The following is a 20,717-nucleotide window of genomic DNA, read 5'->3' as shown; positions in this document are numbered from 1 at the left end:
GCCCATGGCCGCGAAGGCCGCGGATGCGTCCGTTCAGCGCGGCGGTGACTCCGGTGGCTTCGTCCAGTTTGGCAGCGATTCCGGGCATGGCCCGCGGCTAGGCTTTTTCCAGCGCCTCGAGGTAGCGCCGCCGCCAGGTGCCGATGTCGTTGGCGCGCAGGTGCTCCATCATCGCCTGCCAGCGTTCGATGCGTTTTTCCTTCGGCATGGTGGCGGCGATGGCGATCGCGTCGGCGACGCCGTCGTAGTCGTGCGGGTTGACCAGCAGCGCCTCCTTCAATTCGTACGCCGCGCCGGCCAGCAGCGACAGCACCAGCACGCCCGGATCCTCCGGATCCTGGGCCGCCACGAATTCCTTGGCCACCAGGTTCATGCCGTCGCGCAGCGGCGTGACCAGCCCCACCTTCGCCATGCGGTAGAAGCCGGTCAGCGTGGCATGCGCGAAATTGCGGTTGACGTAGCGCAGCGGGGTCCAGTCGGGCTGCGCGTGGGCGCCGTTGATGTGGCCGGAGATCTGTTCCAGCTCGTTGCGCAGCTTGCGGTACTCGGACACGTCCCCGCGCGAGACCGGGGCGATCTGCAGGTAGGTCAGGCTGCCCTTCTGGTCGCGGTGGCTCTCCAGGTAGCGCTCGAAGCCGTGGAAGCGCTCCGGCAGGCCCTTGGAATAGTCGAGGCGGTCGACCCCGATCGCCAGGTCGCGGCCGTCGAGGCTGGCGCGCAGCCCGCGCACCGCCGACTTGTTCACCGCCGCCCGCGACTGCGCGGCGATGTGCCCGGTGTCGATGCTGATCGGGAACGCCGCGGCGCAGAACCGGCGGCCGCCGGGCGCCTGCAGGATGCCGCCCTTGAGCACCTCGCCGCCGCCGAACAGGCGCACGTAGTCCTGGAAACGCTCGACGTCGCGCTGGGTCTGGAAACCGACCAGGTCGTACGCGTACAGCGACGAGAACAGCCGCGAGTGATTGGGCATCGCCGCCAGCAGGTCCGAGGACGGCATCGGCACGTGCAGGAAGAAGCCGATCCGGCAGCCGATGCCGCGCTCGCGCAGCATCGAGGCCATCGGGATCAGGTGGTAGTCGTGGATCCAGACGATGTCGTCGTCCTTCAGCCGCGGCGCCAGCTTCTCGGCGAACAGCGCGTTGACCCGCGCGTAGCCCTCGCGGGTCTTGCGGTCGTAGTCGACCAGGTCGAGGCGAAAATGCAGCAGCGGCCACAAGGTGCGATTGGCGAAGCCGTTGTAGTAGGCGTCGAGGTCCGCCCGGCTGAGATCCATGGTCAGGTAGCGGACGTTGCCGCTGGTCTGCTCGTGGAGCTCGCCGCTGCGATCGCGCGAGGTCTTGCCGCTCCAGCCGAACCACAGGCCGCCGTGCTCCTTCAGCGCCCCGTCCAGGGCCACCGCCAGCCCGCCGGCGCGGCTCTCGCCCGGGACGGCGACGCGGTTGGAGACGACGACCAGGCGGCTCACGAGGCTTCCTGCCAGGAGCGCGAGAGCCGCATCGCGGCGATGATCAGGCCGACGTGCGAATAGGTCTGCGGGAAATTGCCCCAGGCCTCGCCGTTCTCGAACGCGAGGTCCTCGGACAGCAGCCCGAGGTGGTTGCGGCGGGCGAGGATCGCCTCGAACATCTCCCGCGCTTCGTCCTCGCGGCCGATCGCCGCCAGCGCGTCGATGTACCAGAATGTGCAGATGGTGAAGCTGGTCTCCGGAGAGCCGAAGTCGTCCGGGGCGATGTAGCGGAACAGGCCGTTGCCGCGCTTCAGGTCCCGGCCGATCGCCTCCACGGTGTCGACGAAGCGCGGGTCCATCGGGTCGACGAAGCCGAAGTCCGGCAGCAGCAGCAGCGAGGCGTCCAGGCGCTGCCCGCCGAGGGTGTCGGTGAAGTGGCCGAGCTCCTCGTTCCAGGCCGCGTCGAGCACGCGTTCGCGGATCGTGTGGGCGCGCTCGCGCCAGTAGGCATCGCGGTCGCCGAGGCCGAGCTTGGCGGCGATCTTCGCCAGCCGGTCGCAGGCGGCCCAGCACATCGCCGCGGTATAGGTATGGACCTCGGCGCGGCCGCGGAATTCCCACAGTCCAGAGTCCGGTTCGTCGTACAGCGCGTAGGCGCGCTCGCCCAGCGGCTCGAGCTTGCGGAAGGTGTCGACATCGCCGGGCTCGGCCAGGCGCAAGTCGAAGAACAGCTGGGTGGAGGCCAGTACCACGCTGCCGTAGACGTCGTGCTGCTTCTGCAGCCACGCCAGGTTGCCGCGCCGCACCGGGCCCATGCCGCGGTAGCCTTGCAGGGTGTCGACCTCGTGCTCCTCCAGTTCCTCGGCGAAGTCGATTCCGTACAGCGGCTGCAGGGTGCCTTCGTGCGTCGCGATGTTGAAGATGTAGCGCAAGAACTCCTCCATGCTGCGGGTCGCACCGAGGCGATTGAGCGCGCGGACCACGAACGCCGCGTCGCGCAGCCAGCAGTAGCGGTAGTCCCAGTTGCGCGCGCTATGCGGCGCTTCGGGGATCGACGTGGTCATCGCGGCGATGATCGCGCCGCTGTCCTCGTACTGGCACAGCTTCAGCGTAATGGCGCTGCGGATCACCGCTTCCTGCCAGTCCAGCGGCACCGACAGGTAGCGGACCCATTCGCGCCAGTAGTGGGCGGTGCGCTCCTGGGCCTCGTGGGCGTAGCCTGCCAGCGGGCGCGTCAAGGACTCGTCTGCACCGAGCATCAGGTGCACCGGGTGGCCGAGCACGAAGGGGATCTCCTCGCGCACGAACCGCACCGGCACGTCGGTGGTCAGGCGCAGGGCGAACTCGGGCAGCAGGTAGCGGACGTGGTTGCTGCCCCAGGTGGTGTCGGGCCTGCGCGCGCCCCAGTCCGCCAGCGGCCGCACCCGGATGCGGATGCGCGGGTTGCCCGCCAGCGGCGTGACCTTGCGCATGATCGCCACCGGCCGGTAGAAGCGGTCGTAGTCGCGCCAGCGCGGTGCGAAGTCGATTACCTCGACGGCGCCGCCGTGGCGGTCGTGCAGCACGGTGCGCAGGATCGCGGTATTGGTGAGGTAGGCCTGCTCGCTGCGCTCGAAGTCCTCCAGTTCTATGGCGAAGTCGCCGCCGGCGTGGTCGCGCGGCGAGAGCAGGGCGCAGAAGGCCGGGTCGCCGTCGAAGGCGGGCAGGCAGCTCCACACCACCCGCGCGCGCCGGTCCACGAGCGCGCCGAAGGTGCCGTTGCCGATCACGCCCAGGTCGAGGGTGGATGGGGTCATGCGGTGGGGGTCCTGTGGTTGGAGTGGAGCCAGGCGTGCACGGCGGCGGTGTCGCGCAGCGCGTAGTGGGCCGCGCTCGGCTGGCGGTCGCCGACCAGCACGCTCCAGCCGTCGCGGGCGTTGACCACGGCGAAGCCGTGTTCGTCGGTGAGGTCGTCGCCGACGAAGACCGGGCGGCGGCCGCGGAACGGCGGTTCGCCGAGGAAGGCGGCGATGGCATCGCCCTTGTCGGCGCCGACGGGGCGCAGTTCGACGACGTGGTCGCCGTGCTGCAGGCGGTAGCCGGGCAGCCGCGGCAGGGCGGCCTCGGCGAAGGCGCGCAGTGCCGGGCCATGCTGCGGCGCGCGGCGCCAGTGCAGGCCGAGCGCGGTGCCCTTGTCCTCGACCACGGTGCCGGGGTGGCGGCCGCTGAGGGTCTCGGCCTCGCCACGGACGCGCTGCAGGGCGTCGGGGGCCCGGGGCGGCTTGGACTTGCGGCCGCCGTTGCGGCGCTCCAGGCCGTGCATGCCGGCGACCGGCAGCTTGAGCGGCGCGAACAGCGCATCCAGGGTCGCCAGCGGGCGGCCGCTGACCAGGGCCACGGCGCCGTCCAGGCGCCGCGCCAGGGCCTGCAGGACCTCGCGCAGCGGCGGGGGCACGGCGACGCTGGCCGGGTCGGGGGCGAAATCGAGCAGGGTGCCGTCGACGTCGAGGAACAACGCGCAGTCGTCTTCGAGCGTCGGCGGCGGCGGGCGGGTGGGGGTCGCTGCTGCCATGCCCGCATTGTGCCCAATTCAGCGCGACGTCTTCAGGACGCCGCCGTCACGCCGGGCCCGAGCGCCAGCTGCTGGGGCGGCCGGCCGCAAGGTCCCGGCGGAGCGCCCATGGCCGCGAAAGCCGCGGGAGGCACGGGGCCGGCGCAAGCGCCCCCGGGGCAAACGCGCGTCCGCGGGGGCGGGCCGGGGGATACGTGCCAAGTCGCTCCCCGATACTCGCTTGGTTGTCACGCATCCCCGGCCCGCTGGGGAGGGCGTGGCGATCGGGCCGGAAAGCAAGGATCGCGGCCGGGTGCAGCCGCGTCGGCTCCTGCTCTATCTGGAAGCGCCGGTGGATCTCGCTCCATCGGGCGGGGGTGGCGTCGCAACCAAGCGAGTATCGGGGAGCGACTTGCGGCGCCACCGCCGCCCGATGGCCGCAGGTGCCTTCGGACCGTTCGTTCGAGCAGCCGTAGACGGATCGGGTAGGGGATACCGGGAATGCGAAGGCGGCCGCTGTCACAGGGATTTGCTCCAGCTGTTGCTGTGCTGCAACATCCGCGTGCTGGACCCCTCCCGACTTCCGGACGCCCACCCATGCCGAGCTCCGCCCCGCGCCCCGCCGTTGCCCTGCTCCCCGCCGCCCTCGCCGGCGCCCTGTTCGCGGCGGCCATGCCCGCCGCGGCGCAATCCGGCGCGCAGCCGGCCGGGCCGGACGCCACCACCCTGGACGCGGTGCAGGTCACCGCGCAGCGCCGGGTGGAGAACATCCAGGACGTGCCGGTGTCGATCACCGCGGTGGGCGGCGAAAAGCTCGACGTGCTGGGCTCCGGCGGCGGCGACGTGCGCTTTCTCTCCGGGCGCGTCCCGAGCCTCAACATCGAATCCTCCTACGGCCGCGCGTTCCCGCGCTTCTACATCCGCGGGCTGGGCAATACCGACTTCGATCTCAACGCCTCGCAGCCGGTCTCGCTGGTCTACGACGAGGTGGTGCAGGAAAGCCCGCTGCTGAAGGGCTTTCCGGTGTTCGACCTGGAGCGGGTGGAGGTGCTGCGCGGCCCGCAGGGCACCCTGTTCGGGCGCAACACCCCGGCCGGGGTGGTCAAGTTCGAATCGGTCAAGCCCTCGCAGGACGCCGGCGGCTATCTGCAGGCCGCGGCCGGCAGCGACGGCATGTTCAATTTCGAGGGCGCCTACGGCGGCCCGCTCACCGAGCGCTGGTCGGCGCGCGCCTCGGCGCTGTACCAACGCCGGGACGACTCGGTGGACAACGCCATCGACGGGCCCAACGACGGTTTCGAGGGGTACGACGAATCCGCCGCGCGCGTGCAGTTCCTGTACGAGGGCGACGCGTTCGAGGCGCTGTTCAATCTCCACAAGCGCCACATGAACGGCACCGCGCGGCTGTTCCGCGCCAACATCATCGCGCCCGGGACCAACGACCTGGTCTCCGGTTTCGACCGCGACGTGGTCAGCACCGACGGGGTGAATTTCTCCGACCTGGACACCTGGGGCGGCAGCGCGCGGCTGCGCTGGGACCTGGGGCGGGTGACGCTGTACTCGGTCACCGGCTACGAGACCGCCGAATCGCTCAACCGTGGCGATATCGACGGCGGCTCCGAATACACGTTCGATTTCGATCCCTCCGACGGTCTGGATATCGGCGCACCCGTCTTCGGAGCACGGTTCCCGGCCGAGTCGGCCGACGGCCTGCCCGACCACCGCCAGGTCACCCAGGAGTTCCGCCTCGAGTCCAACGAGTGGGGGCGCTTCGACTGGCAGGCCGGGCTGTTCTGGTTCGACGAGGACATCTCGATCGACAGCTTCAACTACGACTCGGTGGCGCCGGGCAACCCGCAGACCGGGCTGGCGGTGCAGGACCAGCGCAACAAGGCCTGGGCGGCGTTCGCCTCCGGCGACTTCGAAATCACCGACCGCTTCACCCTGCGCGGCGGCCTGCGCTACACCGAGGACCAGAAGGACTTCTCGGCCAGCGTGGAGCAGGCGGTGCCTGGCGGCACGCCGGTCAGCGGGCCGTATCTGGTCGAGACCGATGTCAATGACGTCAGCTGGGACCTGAGTGGCGTTTACGCGCTCAACGACGACGTCAACGTCTACGCCCGCGTCGCCAAGGGCTTTCGCGCACCCTCCATCCAGGGCCGGCTGGCGTTCGGCGGCGTGTCCACCGCCGACTCCGAGGAGGCGATCTCCTACGAGGCCGGCATCAAGGCCGACGTGTGGGACCGGCGCGCGCGCGTGGGCTTCAACGTGTTCCGCTACGACGTCGACGACCAGCAGATCATCGCGGTAGGCGGCGGCGCCAACACCGCCACCCTGCTCAACGCCGACAGCACCCGCGGCCAGGGCTTCGAACTCGACCTGGAGGCCTACCTGACCGACCACCTGCTGGTCACCCTGGGCAGCAGCTACAACGACACCGAGATCGACGATCCCGCCCTGGCCGTGCCCGGCTGCGGCGGCGGCTGCACCGTGACCGATCCGGAAACCTCGCCCGGTTCTGGCCTGTACCTGATCGACGGCAACCGCCTGCCGCAGGCGCCGGAATGGGTGCACGCGCTGACCATGCGCTACGGCGTGCCGATGGGCGCGGGCGAGTTCTTCGTGTTCACCGACTGGGCCTACCGCAGCGAAGTCAATTTCTTCCTCTACGAGTCGATCGAGTTCACCGGCAAGTCGATGGTCGAGGGCGGCCTGCGGGTGGGCTACAACTGGAACCAGGGCGACCACGAGGTGGCGCTGTTCGGCCGCAACATCACCGACACCACGCGGGTGGTGGGGGCGATCGACTTCAACAACCTCACCGGTTTCCTCAACGAGCCGCGGACCTGGGGGATGGAGTACACCGCACGCTTCTGATGTCGCGCTCCGTGATTGCTGGTTGAGCAGGTGCCGGGCGCGGCGGCGTCCGGCTCGCCGAGCGTTGCGGCCCGTCCCCGTTTGCCCCGGAACGTCCGATGTCGACCAACGAATCACCAATCCCTGCCTCCAGCAGCCGGCCGGCTGGTCGTCACCGCCCACCGCTCTTCGTCTCCGGCGATCTCAACGGCTTCTTCGGCCTGGTGGTCGACAACCTGTCGATCCTCGGCTTCATCGCCGCGGCGCTGGTGGGCATTTTCGGGATGCCGGCGGAGATCGTGTTCGGGCGGATGTTCCCCGGCACCGCGCTCGGGGTGCTGGTCGGCAACCTGCTCTATACCTGGATGGCGCGGCGACTGGCCGCGCGCAGCGGCCGCGACGACGTCACCGCGATGCCGCTGGGCCTGGACGCGCCCACCAGCATCGGCATGGCGCTGCTGGTGCTGGGCCCGGCGTTCGCCGGCTACCGCGAGCAGGGCATGGATCCGGAGGCGGCCGGCATCGCCACCTGGCAGCTCGGCATGGCCTCGCTGCTGGTGATGGGTACGCTCAAGCTGGCGCTGTCGTTCGCCGGCGATGCGATCACCCGGATGGTGCCGCGGGCCGCGCTGCTCGGCTCGATCGGCGGCGCCGCGCTGGTGCTGCTGGGGTTCCTCCCGCTGATCGAGGCGCTGCGCTCGCCGGTGGTGGGCCTGGTGACGCTGGGACTGCTGCTGTACGCGCTGGTGGCGCGCGGGCGGCTGCCGCTGCGCATCCCCGGGGTGCTGTTCGCGTTCCTGGTCGGGACCACGCTGTACTACGCGCTCGGGCTGGCGGGCGCGCTGCCGGGCTTCGCGCTGCCGGCCTGGACCGCGCCGGTGCCGGTGCTGCCGCTGCCGACCCTCGGCGCGATCGAGGGCCTGCCGGCCGCCGTGCCCTACCTGTCGCTGCTGCTGCCGTTCGGGCTGCTGATGGTGGTCGGCGGGATCAACGTCGCCGAGAGCGCGCGCGCCGCCGGCGACGACTACCGCACCCGCGACGTGCTGCTGGTCGAGGCGGTGGCGACCCTGGTGGCCGGCGCCTGCGGCGGGGTCGCGCAGACCACGCCCTACATCGGCCAGCCGGCCTACAAGCACATGGGCGCGCGCAGCGGCTACACCCTGCTCACCGGCCTGTTCGTCGGCCTGGGCGGCATGCTCGGGGTGATCGCCGGGCTGGTGCAGTGGCTGCCGCTGGCGGTGCTGGCGCCGATCATCGTCTACGTCGGCATCGACATCGCGGTGCAGGCCTTCCGCGACACCCGCCGCGAGCACGCGATCGCGGTGGCGCTGGCGTTCCTGCCTGCGGTGGCCTACCTGTTGACGATCAAGCTCGGCAATCCCGCCTGGATCGAGCCGGCCCGCTTCGCCGAGCTCTACGCCACCGGCCAGGGCCATGGGCTGCCGGAACTGGCGACCATCGTGGTGCTCGGCAACGGCTTCATCATCACCGCGATGCTGTGGGCGACCGCGCTGGTGGCGATGATCGACGCGCGGCCGTGGCGTGCGATCGGCTGCCTGCTGCTGGCCGCCGCGCTCACCGCGTTCGGGGTGATCCATTCGGCGCATCCGCAGGGGGCGGTGTACCTGCCCTGGCGGCTGGAAGGCATGCGCCAGGCCATCGTCTGGCAGTTCGCCGGCGCCTACGTCGCCCTGGCCCTGGCGCTCGGCCTGCTCGCGCTGCAGCGCGGGGAACCGGCCCGCGGCTGACGGCGGGTTATCCTGCGCGCCCGCCCGCTGCCGACGTCAACGATGCCCACGTCTCCGCGCCCGGTCGCGCCGACGCTCTACCAGCGACTGCTGGGCGCGCCGTTCTTCACCCTGCCCGATGCGGTGCGCCTGCTGCACTCCAACCACGGCCGGCTGCGCTGCGCCGGCCGCGCCTCGGTGGAGGGCGGGGCCGGGCCGCTGGCGCGCCTGTGCGCCCGGCTGGCCGGGCTGCCGCGCGCGTCGGCGGACGTGCCGCTGACCGTCGACTTCGTCGCCGAGGGCGGCGCCGAGCACTGGCATCGCGACTTCGGCGGGATGCGGATGACGTCGCGGCTGCGCGCGCGCGGCGGCCGCCTGGTCGAGCGGCGTGGCCCGCTGCAGTTCCGCTTCGCGCTCCACGTCAACGACGGCATGGTGTTCTGGAACACGGTGGGGGTGCGCCTGTTCGGGCTGGTCCCGCTGCCGGCGCGGCTGTTCGAAGGGGTGTGCTGCCGGGAACGCGCCCGTGGCGAACGCTACGAGTTCCTGGTCGAGGCGGTGCTGCCGCTGGTCGGGCGGGTGGTGCGATACGAGGGCTGGCTGGCGCCGGTGGATGCGCAGGCGGGCGGGTCGGTCGGGGAGGAATCGGCGATCATGCAGGCCCTTCCCCAGGAGTGATGCCATGACCGCCAACACCCGTGCCGCACTCGCCGAAGTTTCCGGCGTCGCCGCCGCGCGCGACCCCGCGACCCGCGAGTTCGTCTTCAACCATACGATGCTGCGGATCAAGGACCCGGGTGCTTCGCTGGATTTCTACACCCGGGTGCTGGGCTTCACCCTGGCGCGCAAGGTCGATTTCGAGCCCGCCGGGTTCTCGCTGTACTTCCTGGTGCTGGTGGACGATGACGCCGCGATTCCCGACGGCGACGAGGCGCGCCGGCAGTGGCTGGCCGAGCAGCGCGGGGTGCTGGAGCTGACCCATAACCACGGCACCGAGGAACAGGACGGTCCGGTCTACCACGACGGCAACAGCGCGCCGCGCGGCTTCGGCCACATCTGCGTGAGCGTGCCGGACGTGCGCGCCGCCTGCGCGCGCTTCGAGGCGCTCGGGGTGCCGTTCCAGAAGCGTCTGTCCGAGGGCAGCATGAGGAGCATTGCGTTCATCAAGGATCCCGACGGCTACTGGGTGGAGATCATCCAGCCCGCGCGGCTGGATTGACGACGGCGGAGAGGCCCGAGGCCAAGGTTCGAAAGCCGAAAGCCCGAAAGCCCGAAAAACAGAGCGCCGTGAGTTCGCGGGCCGGGAACCGTTCTCGGCTGGCGTTTCGAGACGATCCCGGGGGGCGGGCCGGGGGATACGTGCCAAGTCGCTCCCCGATACTCGCTTGGTTGTCACGCATCCCCCGGCCCGCTGGAGAGGGCGTGGCGATCGGGCTGGAAAGCATGGGTCGCGGCCGGGTGCGGCCGCGTCGGTTCTCGCTTTTCTTGGAAGCGCCGGTGATCTCGTTCCATCGGGTGGGGGTGGCGTCGCAACCAAGCGAGTATCGGGGAGCGACTTGCGGCGCCACCGCCGCCCGATGGCCGCAGGTGCCTTCGGACCGTTCGTTCGAGCAGCCGTAGACGGTTCTTGGCCGGGCTGCCAGAAATGCGCCGGGGCAGGCCGGAGCGACTTGCGGCGCCACCCCTGCCGATGGCCGCAGACGTGGCGTCGGAGCAATCGAGCAGTTGGGGACGGTGATCGGTCGGGACCTCCGGGAGTGCGCCCGGGAGGCGGGGCGTCGCGGGGCCGGTCCGCGACTTGAATCCGGGGGGCGCGGCCCGCATTGACGGGACATCACGGCGTCCCGCCGGACATCCCCGGGCGCCCCGCACATTCCGGAGGAGCCACCCGATGCGGATGGACAAGCTCACCTCGCGCTTCCAGCAGGCCATCGCCGACGCCCAGTCGCTGGCGGTCGGGCGCGACCACAACCTGATCGAACCGGTCCACCTGCTGGTGGCGCTGCTGGACCAGTCCGGCGGCGGTACCCGCCCGCTGCTGGCGCAGGCCGGGGTCAACGTGCCGCTGCTGCGCGAACGCCTGGGCGAGATCCTCGAAAAGCTGCCCAAGGTGTCGGGCCAGGCCGGCAGCATCTCGGTCGGCAACGATCTGGGCCGGCTGCTCAACGTCACCGACAAGCTGGCGCAGCAGCGCGGCGACGCCTACATCGCCTCGGAACTGTTCCTGCTGGCCGCCCTGGAAGATGGCGGCGAGGCCGGACGCGCGCTCAAGGCCGCCGGTGCCGACAAGGCGCGACTGGGCGCGGCCATCGATGCCATGCGCGGCGGCGAGAAGGTCCAGGACGAGAACGCCGAGGAGGCGCGCCAGGCGCTGGAGAAGTACACCATCGACATGACCGCGCGCGCCGAGGCCGGCAAGCTCGACCCGGTGATCGGCCGCGACGAGGAGATCCGCCGCACCGTGCAGGTGCTGCAGCGGCGCACCAAGAACAATCCGGTGCTGATCGGCGAGCCCGGCGTGGGCAAGACCGCGATCGTCGAGGGCCTGGCCCAGCGCATCGTCAACAACGAGGTGCCGGAGGGGCTGCGCGGCAAGCGGCTGCTGAGCCTGGACATGGGCGCGCTGATCGCCGGCGCCAAGTTCCGCGGCGAGTTCGAGGAGCGGCTGAAGGCGGTGCTCAACGACCTGTCCAAGAACGAGGGGCAGATCATCCTCTTCATCGACGAGCTGCACACCATGGTCGGCGCCGGCAAGGCCGAAGGCTCCATGGACGCGGGCAACATGCTCAAGCCGGCGCTGGCGCGCGGCGAGCTGCACTGCATCGGCGCGACCACGCTGGACGAGTACCGCAAGTACGTCGAGAAGGACGCCGCGCTCGAGCGCCGTTTCCAGAAGGTGTTCGTGGGCGAGCCCAGCGTCGAGGACACGATCGCGATCCTGCGCGGGCTCAAGGAGCGCTACGCCGTGCACCACGGCGTGGAGATCACCGACCCGGCGATCGTCGCCGCCGCCACCCTCAGCCACCGCTACATCGCCGACCGCCAGCTGCCCGACAAGGCCATCGACCTGATGGACGAGGCCGCCAGCCGGATCCGAATGGAGATCGATTCCAAGCCCGAGGAGCTCGACCGCAAGGAGCGCCGGCTGATCCAGCTGAAGATCCAGCGCGAGGCGCTGAAGAAGGAGAAGGACGCCGAGTCGAAGCAGCGCCTGTCGGATCTGGAAACCGACATCGCCGCGCTGGAGCGCGAATACAACGACCTGGAGGAGGTGTGGAAGGCCGAGAAGGCCACCGTGCAGGGCGCCACCCGGATCAAGGAGCAGATCGAGCAGGCCCGCCTGGACCTGGAGGCGGCGCAGCGCAAGCAGGACTACACCCGGATGAGCGAGATCCAGTACGGCCGTCTGCCGGAGCTGGAGAAGCAGCTGGCCGCCGCGCAGGAGGCCGAGACCCAGGGCTTCACCCTGCTGCAGGACAAGGTGACCGCCGAGGAGATCGCCGAGGTGGTGGCGCGCTGGACCGGCATCCCGGTGTCGAAGATGCTGGAGGGCGAGCGCGAGAAGCTGCTCAAGATGGAGGACGCGCTGCACGGCCGTGTGGTCGGCCAGGAGGAGGCGATCAAGGCGGTGTCGGATTCGGTGCGGCGTTCGCGCGCCGGCCTGTCGGACCCCGATCGGCCCTCGGGCTCGTTCCTGTTCCTGGGCCCGACCGGCGTCGGCAAGACCGAGCTGTGCAAGGCGCTGGCCGAGTTCCTGTTCGACAGCGGCGATGCGATGGTGCGCATCGACATGAGCGAGTTCATGGAGAAGCACGCGGTCAGCCGCCTGGTCGGCGCGCCCCCGGGCTACGTCGGCTACGAGGAGGGCGGCTATCTCACCGAGGCGGTACGCCGGCGCCCGTACAGCGTGATCCTGCTCGACGAGGTCGAGAAGGCGCATCCGGACGTGTTCAACATCCTGCTGCAGGTGCTGGACGACGGCCGCCTGACCGACGGCCAGGGGCGCACGGTCGATTTCCGCAACACCGTGATCGTGATGACCTCGAACCTGGGCAGCCAGATGATCCAGGAGTTCGACGGCGACGACAGCCCCGAGGCGTACACCAGGATGAAGGCCTCGGTGATGGGCGTGGTGCAGTCGCACTTCCGCCCGGAGTTCATCAACCGGCTCGACGACATCGTGGTGTTCCACTCGCTGGACAAGACCCAGATCCGCGAGATCGCCCGCATCCAGATGCGCGGGCTGGAGAAGCGGTTGGGCGAGCGCGGGATCCGCATCGAAGTCACCGAAGCGGCGTTCGAGCTGCTCGGCAACGTCGGTTTCGATCCGGTGTACGGGGCCCGGCCGCTGAAGCGCGCGATCCAGCAGCAGCTGGAAAACCCGCTGGCGCAGCAGATCCTGTCCGGTACCTTCGGCAACGGCGACACCGTGCGCGTCGACGTCGACGGCGGCCGCATCGTGTTCGCCAAGGGTTGAGCCAACGCCCCCGCGTGACGAATCGCGCCCTTTAGGCGTCGAGCTCCCGTAGGAGCGTGCCATGCACGCGAAAGCCGGCGTGGTGGCCGCACCGGCAGCCGCCGCCAACCCGGCCGGAACCGCCCGTAGCCTTCGCGGCCATGGGCCGCTCCTACGGGGCGGGCCGTTCCTGCGCGGCGGTCCCGTCCTGCTTCGGGTGTTCGGACTCCGCCTCCGCCTGCTCGGTGGCCTCGGCCGCCAGCATTTCCAGCGATGCCGGCGTGGTGCGCAGCATCGGCACGAACGCCGGCCCATGGGTCTGGACCCGGCGGAACGCCTGGTAGCGATAACCGGCATACAGCGCCAGGCTGCCCAGCAGCAGCGCGAACCAGCCGAACAGCGCCGCCGGGGCGATCGCCGCCATCAGCAGGCCAGCGGCCAGCGGGCCGATCGCCGAGCCGACGCCGTTGAGCAGCAGCACGCTGCTGCTGGCCGAGAGCATGTCCTCGGGCGGGAGATGGTCGAGCAGGTGCGCCACCACGATCGGATAGATCGAGAACGCCATTCCGCCGTAGAGGAACATCAGCGCGGTGGTGACGGCCGGCCAGGACATCGACATCGGTACCAGCGCGGCGATCACGCAGGCGGCGGCGGCGACCAGGGCCAGGGCGAAGCGGCGGTCGTGACGGTCGGAGAGCCGCCCCAGCGGGAATTGCAGGGCGGCGCCGCCGAGGATGGCGACGCTCATCAGCGTACCGATCTGGGCCGCGCCCATGCCGCGCTGGATGAAGAACGCCGGCAGCAGGCCCCAGAACGCGCCCATCGCCAGGCCCGACAGCAGTGCGCCGGTGCCGGCGGTGGGCGCGGCCGCGAACAGCCGGCGCAGGTGCAGGCGCGGCGCCGGCTGCAGCTGCGGCAGCGCCTGGGTGGTGAGCAGCACGGGCAGGCTGGCGGCGCACACCAGCAGCGCCACCACCACGAACAGCACGAAGTCTGCGCCGCCCTCGAAGCGCAGCAGCTGCTGCGCCAGCGCCAGCGCGCCCAGGTTGACCACCATGTAGGTGGCGAACGCCCGGCCCCGCTGCTGCGGTTCGGCCTGCGCGCCGAGCCAGCTCTCGATCACCGTGTACAACCCCACCAGGGCCACCCCCAGCGCCAGCCGCGCCAGCAGCCACAGCAGCGGGTCCGCGCTCAGCGCGTGCAGCAGCACCACACAGGCGGCCGCCGCGGTGTAGAAGGCGAAGGCGCGGATGTGGCCGATGCGGCGGATCAGGCGCGGCGCCAGGTACGTGCCGACGAAGAAGCCGGCGAAGTAGGCCGAGGTGAAGCCGCCGATCAGGGTCTCGGAATGGCCCATCCGGCTGGCGCGCAGCGGGATCAGGGTGTTGAGCAGGCCGCTGCCCAGCAGCAGCAGCGCCACCCCGGACAGCAGCGAGAGCATGGAACGCATCGTCTGCAGCATCCCCGCAAGCCTAGCGCGGCTGCACGATCGTTTGTGTGACCCCGAGGCGAACCGTGCCGTGACGGAGGGTTGATCGCGGATCTGCTGTACTCGCCGGTGGCGCGTGACCGGCATCGTGGCCAGGGCCGCAGCCGGCCGGCACCGTGCCGGTGCCGCCGACCAGAGGAGGTGAAGCATGCGCGTTCTGATCGCAGGGGGCAGCGGTTTCCTCGGCGGGGCGCTCACTGCGCGGCTGGTGGACGACGGCGCCGCGGTCACCTGGCTCTCGCGCACCCCGGGCATCGCCCATTCGGGGAACGTCGAGGTGCGCGGCTACGACGCGCTCGGACAGGACGATCATTGGGACGCGGTGGTCAACCTGGCCGGCGCCGGCATCGCCGGACGCCGCTGGAGCGCGGCGCGCAAGCGCGAACTGCTGGACAGCCGGCTGCAGCCGACCCGGCGCCTGCTCGAGTGGATGGCCGGCTGCCGCCGGCGCCCGCAGGTGCTGCTGAGCGGCTCCGCGGTCGGCTGGTACGGCGCCCGCGGCGACGCGCCCTTGACCGAGGACAGCGGCTTCCACGACGAGTTCGTGCACCAGTTGTGCGAACGCTGGGAAGCGGCGGCGCTGGAGGCGCAGGCGCTGGGGGTGAGCGTGCTGCTGTTGCGCACCGGGGTGGCGATGCACCCGGATGGCGGCATGCTCGCGCGCCTGCTTCCGCCGTTCCGGCTGGGGCTGGGCGGGCGGCTCGGCGACGGCACCCAAGCGATCAGCTGGATCGCGCGCGAAGACTGGGTGGAGGCGGTGCGGATGCTGCTGCGCATGCACCTCGCTGGCGAAGCCGAGGCGCCCGAGGGGCCGGTCAACCTCACCGCACCGCAGCCCGTCACCAACGCCGGGTTCACCGCCGCGCTGGCCGGTGCGCTGGGCCGGCCGGCGCTGCTGCCGCTGCCGGCGCCGCTGCTGCGGCTGGGGCTGGGCGAGATGTCCACCCTGCTGCTGGACGGCCAGCGGGTGCTGCCCGAGCGCCTGGCCCGGCTCGGCTTCCGGTTCCTGCACCCGCGCCTGGAGGACGCGCTGCGCGCCCAGCTGTCGTAGCCGGCCGGCGAGTCCCGGCTCCGCGACGCTCGTAGAAGCGGCTCATGGCGCGAAAGCCGCGGCTGGTGGCGGCCGAGCGGCCGCCATTGCGGGCACGTCCGACGGTGCCGGCGCTCGCGCGCATGGCGCGCGTCTACGGGGTTGCTGCGACGAGGACCCGCGGGTCTCCTCCGGGGGCGGCCTCGAGGCGAGCCACCAGGGCCGCGATGCCGCGGCTCGCGGGCAGCCGCCACAGCGCATCGGCCCGCGCCGACAGCGGGGTGGCATCGGGATTGATCTCCAGCACCGGAACCGCGCGCGCCAGCGCCAGGCCGGGCAGTGAGGCGGCGGGCTGCACCAGCCCCGAGGTGCCGACCACAACCAGCAGCTCGCAAGCCTGGATCGCCGCGCACGCGGCCTCCCACGGTGCCTGCGGCAACGCCTCGCCGAACCAGACCACGTCCGGGCGATAGCTGCCCGCGCATGCGTCGCAGCGGGGCGGCGGCTCGGGCGCACCGGTTTCGGCCGGCGGCGGTCCGCCGAGGATCGGGTCCGGCGCGCGGCGTGCGCCGCAATCCGCGCACCTGGACGCCAGCAGCCGTCCATGCAGGTGCAGCACGCGGGTGGAGCCGGCGCGCTCGTGCAGGTCGTCGACGTTCTGGGTGATCACATCGACCCGGTGTCCCGACGCCTCCAGCCGCGCGATCCCGGCATGGCCGGCGTTGGGCCGTGCCGCCGCCACCTGCGCCGCGCGCCAGCGGTACCAGCCCCAGACCAGCGCCGGGTCCGCGGCGAAGGCTTCGGGCGTCGCCAGCCGCTGCGGATCGAAGCGCGCCCACAGCCCGGTCAGCGCATCGCGGAACGTGGAGATGCCGCTCTCGGCGGACATGCCGGCACCGCTGAGCAGGGCGATCCGCACTGGGATCAGGAGGGCGCCGGGGTGGTCTGGAACGGCGCCGGGCGCAGCGTGCGGAACGGCGGCGTCGCCATCACCATCTCCGAGAGCGAGTACGCCAGTTCGCGCTCCGCCAGCACCGCCGCATCGGCGCCGTGCTCGAGCAGGTGCCGCACCTCGCCATCGCTGTGGGCGCGGGCGAGGATGCTCAGCTCCGGGTTGGCGGCGCGCAGCCGGGCGATGGTCTCGCCGGCCTCCAGCGCGCGGGGAATGGCGAAGATCGCCATGCGCGCGCGCTCCGGCAGCGCCTCGGCCATCACCTGCTCGGAGGCGGCGTTGCCGCGGACCACCAGCAGGCCGGCCGCGCGCGCCGTGGCGGCCAAGCTCGTGTCCTCCTCCACCACCACCAGCGGCACCTTGCGTTCGGCCAGCAGCGCGGCGAGCTGGCTGCCGACCCGCCCGTAGCCGACCAGGATCGCATGGCCCTCGATATCGAGCGGCGGCGCCTTCGGCTCGGGGACGCGCAACGCCGCGTCGCGCGCGTCCTCGCGCGCCTGCCAGCGGTCGAGCAGGCTGAACAGGAACGGATTGACCATGATCGAAAGCAGCGCACCGGCGATCACCAGGTCGTGGCCTTCCGCCGGCAGTATCCCGAGCGACAGCCCCAGGCCGGCGAGGATGAAGGAGAACTCGCCGATCTGCGCCAGGCTCGCCGAGATCGTCAGCGCCGTCGAGTTGGGGCGGCCGAACAGGCGCACGATGCCCCACGCCGCGGCAGACTTGCCGAACACGATGATCAGGAAGGTCGCCAGCACCTCGAGCGGCCGCTCCAGCAGGATGCCCGGATCGAACAGCATGCCCACCGAGACGAAGAACAGCACCGCGAACGCATCGCGCAGCGGCAGCGAGTCGTTGGCCGCCTTGTGGCTGAATTCCGACTCGTTGAGCAGCATGCCGGCGAAGAACGCGCCCAGCGCGAACGACACCCCGAACAGCTCGGCCGCGCCGAACGCCACGCCCATGGCGATGGCCAGCACGCCGAGGGTGAACAGCTCGCGCGAGCCGGTGCCGGCCACCCGCTCCAGGATCCACGGGATCACCCGGCGGCCCACCAGCAGCATCAACGCCACGAACGCGCCCGCCTTGACCAGGGTGATCAGCAGGGTGGTGGAGAGGCTGGCGCCGGGCTCGCTGTCCTGGCCGCCCAGCGCTCCGGACAACGCCGGGATCAGCACCAGCGCGAGCACCATCGCCAGGTCCTCGACGATCAGCCAGCCGACCGCGATCCGGCCGCGATCGCTCTCGATCAGGCGCCGGTCCTCCAGCGCGCGCAGCAGCACCACGGTGCTGGCGACCGACAGCGCCAGCCCGAACAGCAGCGAGGCGCCGTGCGACCAGCCGAGGTATTCGCCCAGGCCCAGGCCCAGCAGGGTGGCCACGACGATCTGCGCGACCGCGCCGGGCAGCGCGATCCTGCGCACGGCCATCAGGTCCCGCAGCGAAAAATGCAGGCCGACGCCGAACATCAGCAGGATCACGCCGATCTCGGCCAGCTGCGGCGCCAGTTCCTGGTCGGCGATGAAGCCGGGTGTATGGGGCCCGGCGATGACCCCGGCGGCCAGGTACCCGACCAGCGGCGAAAGCCGCAGCCGCTGCGCGGCCAGTCCGAGCACGAACGCCAGCACGAAGCCGACGCACAGCATGGAGATCAGGGAGATGTCGTGCGGCATCTGGATTCCACTCAGCTCCAATCGCTCCCCACGTACGGAAGTGGAGTCCGGGGGAGGGAGCGACAGCGGACTCTTGCCGAAAACCTGTAGTAGCGGGGCCGGATCCGCGACCATCTCCCCACCGGACCGACTTGATGCTGGTTTGGCTTAGCCCGATCCGCTCCGGGATGAGCCCTGGCCACACCTTGCCCAGCGATGGACGCTTGAGCACATGGTAGATGCTGTCCGGATTATGCGGGTGTCAACGGCGCCGGGAGCCTGACCCGGGCCAGCCCCAGCGATAGGGAAAATAACCTTTGACACCGCCCACCGGCCGAGTATGATCCGTCAGCGCCAAAGGGATGGCGCATTGGCATCGGGGGGGTGCCATGCAGAAGGATTGCGGACCGGGAACGGTCGAAGGCTCAGCGCCGATTGCGGACGGGCATACTCTGGCTTGCTTCGTCGCGCTGCTCGGGTATCTAGGTCGTCCTGCTGACCCGGATCAACTCGCCCATCTCCTGGGCAAGGGTCGAGAAACCCCCGAACCAACCGACTTGCTCCGGCTCGCTAAACGGCTGGATGTTAGAGCGCGTTTGGTCGATGCCGACACGACGAAGCTACCCGGATATCCCCTTCCTGCAATCGCCTGGCTAACCGGCGATCGCTGCATCCTGCTGTTGAAGGCCGACGAGCAACGCGTCCTGGTCTTCGATCCGACGCAGGAGCGACCGGAGACGCTGGAGCGCGAGGAGTTCGCCAAGGATTACGCCGGACGTCTGCTGTTGATGACCACCCGCGAGCGCATGGCTGGGCCAGCCCGCGCATTCGACGTGAGCTGGTTCATCCCGGCGCTGGTCAAATATCGCAGCCTGCTCCGGGACGTGCTGATCGTCTCCTTCTTTCTGCAGATCCTTGCGTTGATTACGCCATTGTTCTTCCAGGTGGTGATCGACAAGGTGCTGGTGCACAAAGGCATCACCACGCTGGAAATCCTGGCGATCGGTCTCCTGGTGGTGTCGCTGTTCGACGTTGTGATGGGGGGGCTGCGTACCTACCTGTTGTCGCACACAACCAGCCGGGTGGACGCCGAGCTTGGATCCAAGCTCTTTTCCCATCTCACGCATCTGCCTCTGGCGTACTTCCAGGCCCGGCGGGTCGGCGATTCGGTTGCGCGCGTGCGCGAACTGGAGACTATTCGTGAGTTCTTGACCTCCTCCGCGCAGACAGTGGTGCTGGACCTCTTCTTCACCATCGTGTTCCTCGCGGTGATGTGGCTCTACAGCCCGACCCTGCTGTTGGTCGTGCTGATCACGCTGCCGCTGTATGCAATCGTGGTCGCAGTGGTCGGGCCGCTGCTGAAGCGCAGGCTGGACGAGAAGTTCGTCCGCGGTGCCGAGAACCAGTCTTTCTTGGTCGAGTCGGTGACCGGGGTGGAGACGCTCAAGGCGATGGCCGTCGAGCCCCAGATGCAGAATCGCTGGGACCAGCAGCTTGCCGGCTACATCCAGGCCAGCTTCAAGGCGCGCATGATCGCCAATTGGGGATCGCAGGCGATCCAGCTGATCCACAAGCTGGCTACCGTGGCGCTGCTGTTTTTCGGCGCAAGGCTGGTGATCGACGGCAGGCTGACGGTGGGTGAGCTGGTGGCCTTCAACATGCTGGCGGGGCAGGTGGCCGGGCCGGTGCTGCGCATGGCCCAGCTGGCGCAGGACTTCCAGCAGGCGCGCATCGCGGTAGACCGACTGGGCGACATCCTGAATTCTCCAACCGAGCCGTCGGTCTCTCCTTCACGTGCGACCCTGCCGGCGATGGAAGGACGGGTCCGGCTGGAGCGGGTCGGCTTCCGTTATCGGCCGGACGGTCCGGAGGTGTTGAGCGACGTCGATCTGGACATCGCGCCGGGCGAGGTCATCGGCGTGGTGGGCCCGTCAGGATCGGGTAAATCGACCCTCACCAAGCTGATCCAACGGCTGCATGTGCCCGAACGTGGCCGCGTGCTGGTGGACGGCGTCGATCTGTCGATGGTGGACCCATCCTGGCTGCGGCGCCAGATCGGGGTCGTACTCCAGGAGAGCCTGCTGTTCAACCGCAGCGTCCGGGAAAACATCGCCCTGGCCGATCCGGCCATGCCGATGGCCCAGGTGATCGAGGCGGCGAAGCTGGCCGGGGCCCACGACTTCATACTCGAGTTGCCGGAGGCTTACGACGCACCCATCGACGAGCGTGGGGGCAACCTGTCCGGCGGGCAGCGCCAGCGGATCGCGATCGCCCGGGCGCTGGTCACCGACCCACGAATTCTGATCTTCGACGAAGCGACGTCGGCGCTAGACGCGGAAAGCGAGGAAATCGTCCAGGCCAACCTGCGCAACATGGCGGTGGGCCGCACGGTGATCATCATCGCCCATCGACTCTCCGCGGTGCGCCTGGCCAACCGGATCGTCACTCTCGAGCGCGGCCGCGTCGTCGAGGCGGGCACGCACGAGGAGCTTCTCAGGAGCGAGGGACGCTACGCCTCGCTGTATACGAAACAGATGGGACTTCCCGCTCCGGCGGGCGTGCAGCTCTCCTGAGCCCA

The 20,717-nt window shown here is 70.4% G+C and carries 13 protein-coding genes; 7 read left to right on the top strand and 6 right to left on the bottom strand.

Annotated elements, in window-relative coordinates; translation table 11 throughout:
- Window positions 1-97: 97 nt before the first annotated feature.
- From otsA to otsB, 3 genes are read right to left on the bottom strand one after another with little or no spacing between them, the layout of a single operon-like run.
- The gene (otsA, locus tag QFW77_RS04785; protein ID WP_280573177.1) at window positions 98-1,465 is read right to left on the bottom strand and encodes an alpha,alpha-trehalose-phosphate synthase (UDP-forming); all 1,368 of its coding nucleotides are present in this window, start codon (window positions 1,463-1,465) and stop codon (window positions 98-100) included.
- On the bottom strand, window positions 1,462-3,243 hold the full coding sequence (locus QFW77_RS04780) for a glycoside hydrolase family 15 protein (protein ID WP_280573175.1): 1,782 nt from the start codon (window positions 3,241-3,243) through the stop codon (window positions 1,462-1,464). Before QFW77_RS04780 ends, otsA begins: the two co-directional genes overlap by 4 nt.
- Complete coding sequence (gene otsB, locus QFW77_RS04775; RefSeq protein WP_280573174.1) at window positions 3,240-3,998, bottom strand: trehalose-phosphatase; 759 nt, start codon at window positions 3,996-3,998, stop codon at window positions 3,240-3,242. The genes QFW77_RS04780 and otsB overlap by 4 nt, the downstream gene beginning before the upstream one ends.
- 576 nt (window positions 3,999-4,574) lie before the next feature.
- Between otsB and QFW77_RS04770 the strand changes: the two genes are divergently transcribed.
- The 5 genes from QFW77_RS04770 (at window position 4,575) to clpB (ending at window position 13,037) form a co-directional block, all read left to right on the top strand.
- Window positions 4,575-6,854, top strand: a complete 2,280-nt coding sequence (locus tag QFW77_RS04770; protein ID WP_425603267.1) for a TonB-dependent receptor — start codon at window positions 4,575-4,577, stop codon at window positions 6,852-6,854.
- 119 nt (window positions 6,855-6,973) lie between these two features.
- A complete protein-coding gene (locus QFW77_RS04765) occupies window positions 6,974-8,581 on the top strand; it encodes a SulP family inorganic anion transporter (protein ID WP_280573208.1) in 1,608 nt (535 codons plus the stop codon).
- Window positions 8,582-8,623: 42 nt separating this feature from the next.
- Complete coding sequence (locus tag QFW77_RS04760) at window positions 8,624-9,238, top strand: DUF4166 domain-containing protein (protein WP_280573173.1); 615 nt, start codon at window positions 8,624-8,626, stop codon at window positions 9,236-9,238.
- A 4-nt stretch (window positions 9,239-9,242) separates the two neighbouring features.
- Window positions 9,243-9,779 carry a lactoylglutathione lyase gene (gene gloA / locus QFW77_RS04755; RefSeq protein ID WP_280573171.1) on the top strand — a complete coding sequence of 179 codons (537 nt, stop codon included), beginning with the start codon at window positions 9,243-9,245 and terminating at the stop codon, window positions 9,777-9,779.
- Window positions 9,780-10,451: 672 nt separating this feature from the next.
- Entirely contained in the window at window positions 10,452-13,037 is a 2,586-nt protein-coding gene (gene clpB / locus QFW77_RS04750; RefSeq protein WP_280573170.1) for an ATP-dependent chaperone ClpB, read from the top strand.
- Between the two features lie 151 nt (window positions 13,038-13,188).
- On the opposite strand, the gene QFW77_RS04745 is transcribed toward clpB, so the two are convergent.
- Entirely contained in the window at window positions 13,189-14,466 is a 1,278-nt protein-coding gene (locus tag QFW77_RS04745; RefSeq protein ID WP_280573207.1) for an MFS transporter, read from the bottom strand.
- A gap of 187 nt (window positions 14,467-14,653) precedes the next feature.
- Between QFW77_RS04745 and QFW77_RS04740 the strand changes: the two genes are divergently transcribed.
- The gene (locus QFW77_RS04740; protein WP_280573169.1) at window positions 14,654-15,556 is read left to right on the top strand and encodes a TIGR01777 family oxidoreductase; all 903 of its coding nucleotides are present in this window, start codon (window positions 14,654-14,656) and stop codon (window positions 15,554-15,556) included.
- A gap of 133 nt (window positions 15,557-15,689) precedes the next feature.
- Here the strand turns inward: QFW77_RS04740 and QFW77_RS04735 are convergent, their stop codons facing one another.
- Window positions 15,690-16,424 (bottom strand): SIR2 family NAD-dependent protein deacylase, encoded by a 735-nt coding sequence (locus QFW77_RS04735; RefSeq protein WP_425603266.1) that lies wholly within the window; start codon window positions 16,422-16,424, stop codon window positions 15,690-15,692.
- A gap of 35 nt (window positions 16,425-16,459) precedes the next feature.
- Complete coding sequence (gene ybaL / locus QFW77_RS04730) at window positions 16,460-18,160, bottom strand: YbaL family putative K(+) efflux transporter (RefSeq protein ID WP_280573167.1); 1,701 nt, start codon at window positions 18,158-18,160, stop codon at window positions 16,460-16,462.
- A 368-nt stretch (window positions 18,161-18,528) separates the two neighbouring features.
- On the opposite strand from ybaL, the gene QFW77_RS04725 reads away from it, so the two are divergent.
- Window positions 18,529-20,712: a type I secretion system permease/ATPase gene (locus QFW77_RS04725; protein ID WP_280573165.1), complete on the top strand. Its 2,184-nt coding sequence runs from the start codon at window positions 18,529-18,531 to the stop codon at window positions 20,710-20,712.
- The last annotated feature ends 5 nt before the right edge of the window (window positions 20,713-20,717 follow it).

Source organism: Luteimonas endophytica (genome assembly GCF_029887875.1).
Classification (GTDB): domain Bacteria; phylum Pseudomonadota; class Gammaproteobacteria; order Xanthomonadales; family Xanthomonadaceae; genus Luteimonas; species Luteimonas endophytica.
Note: the sequence above shows the minus strand (reverse complement) of the source record. Positions and strands in the feature narration are given on the sequence as shown.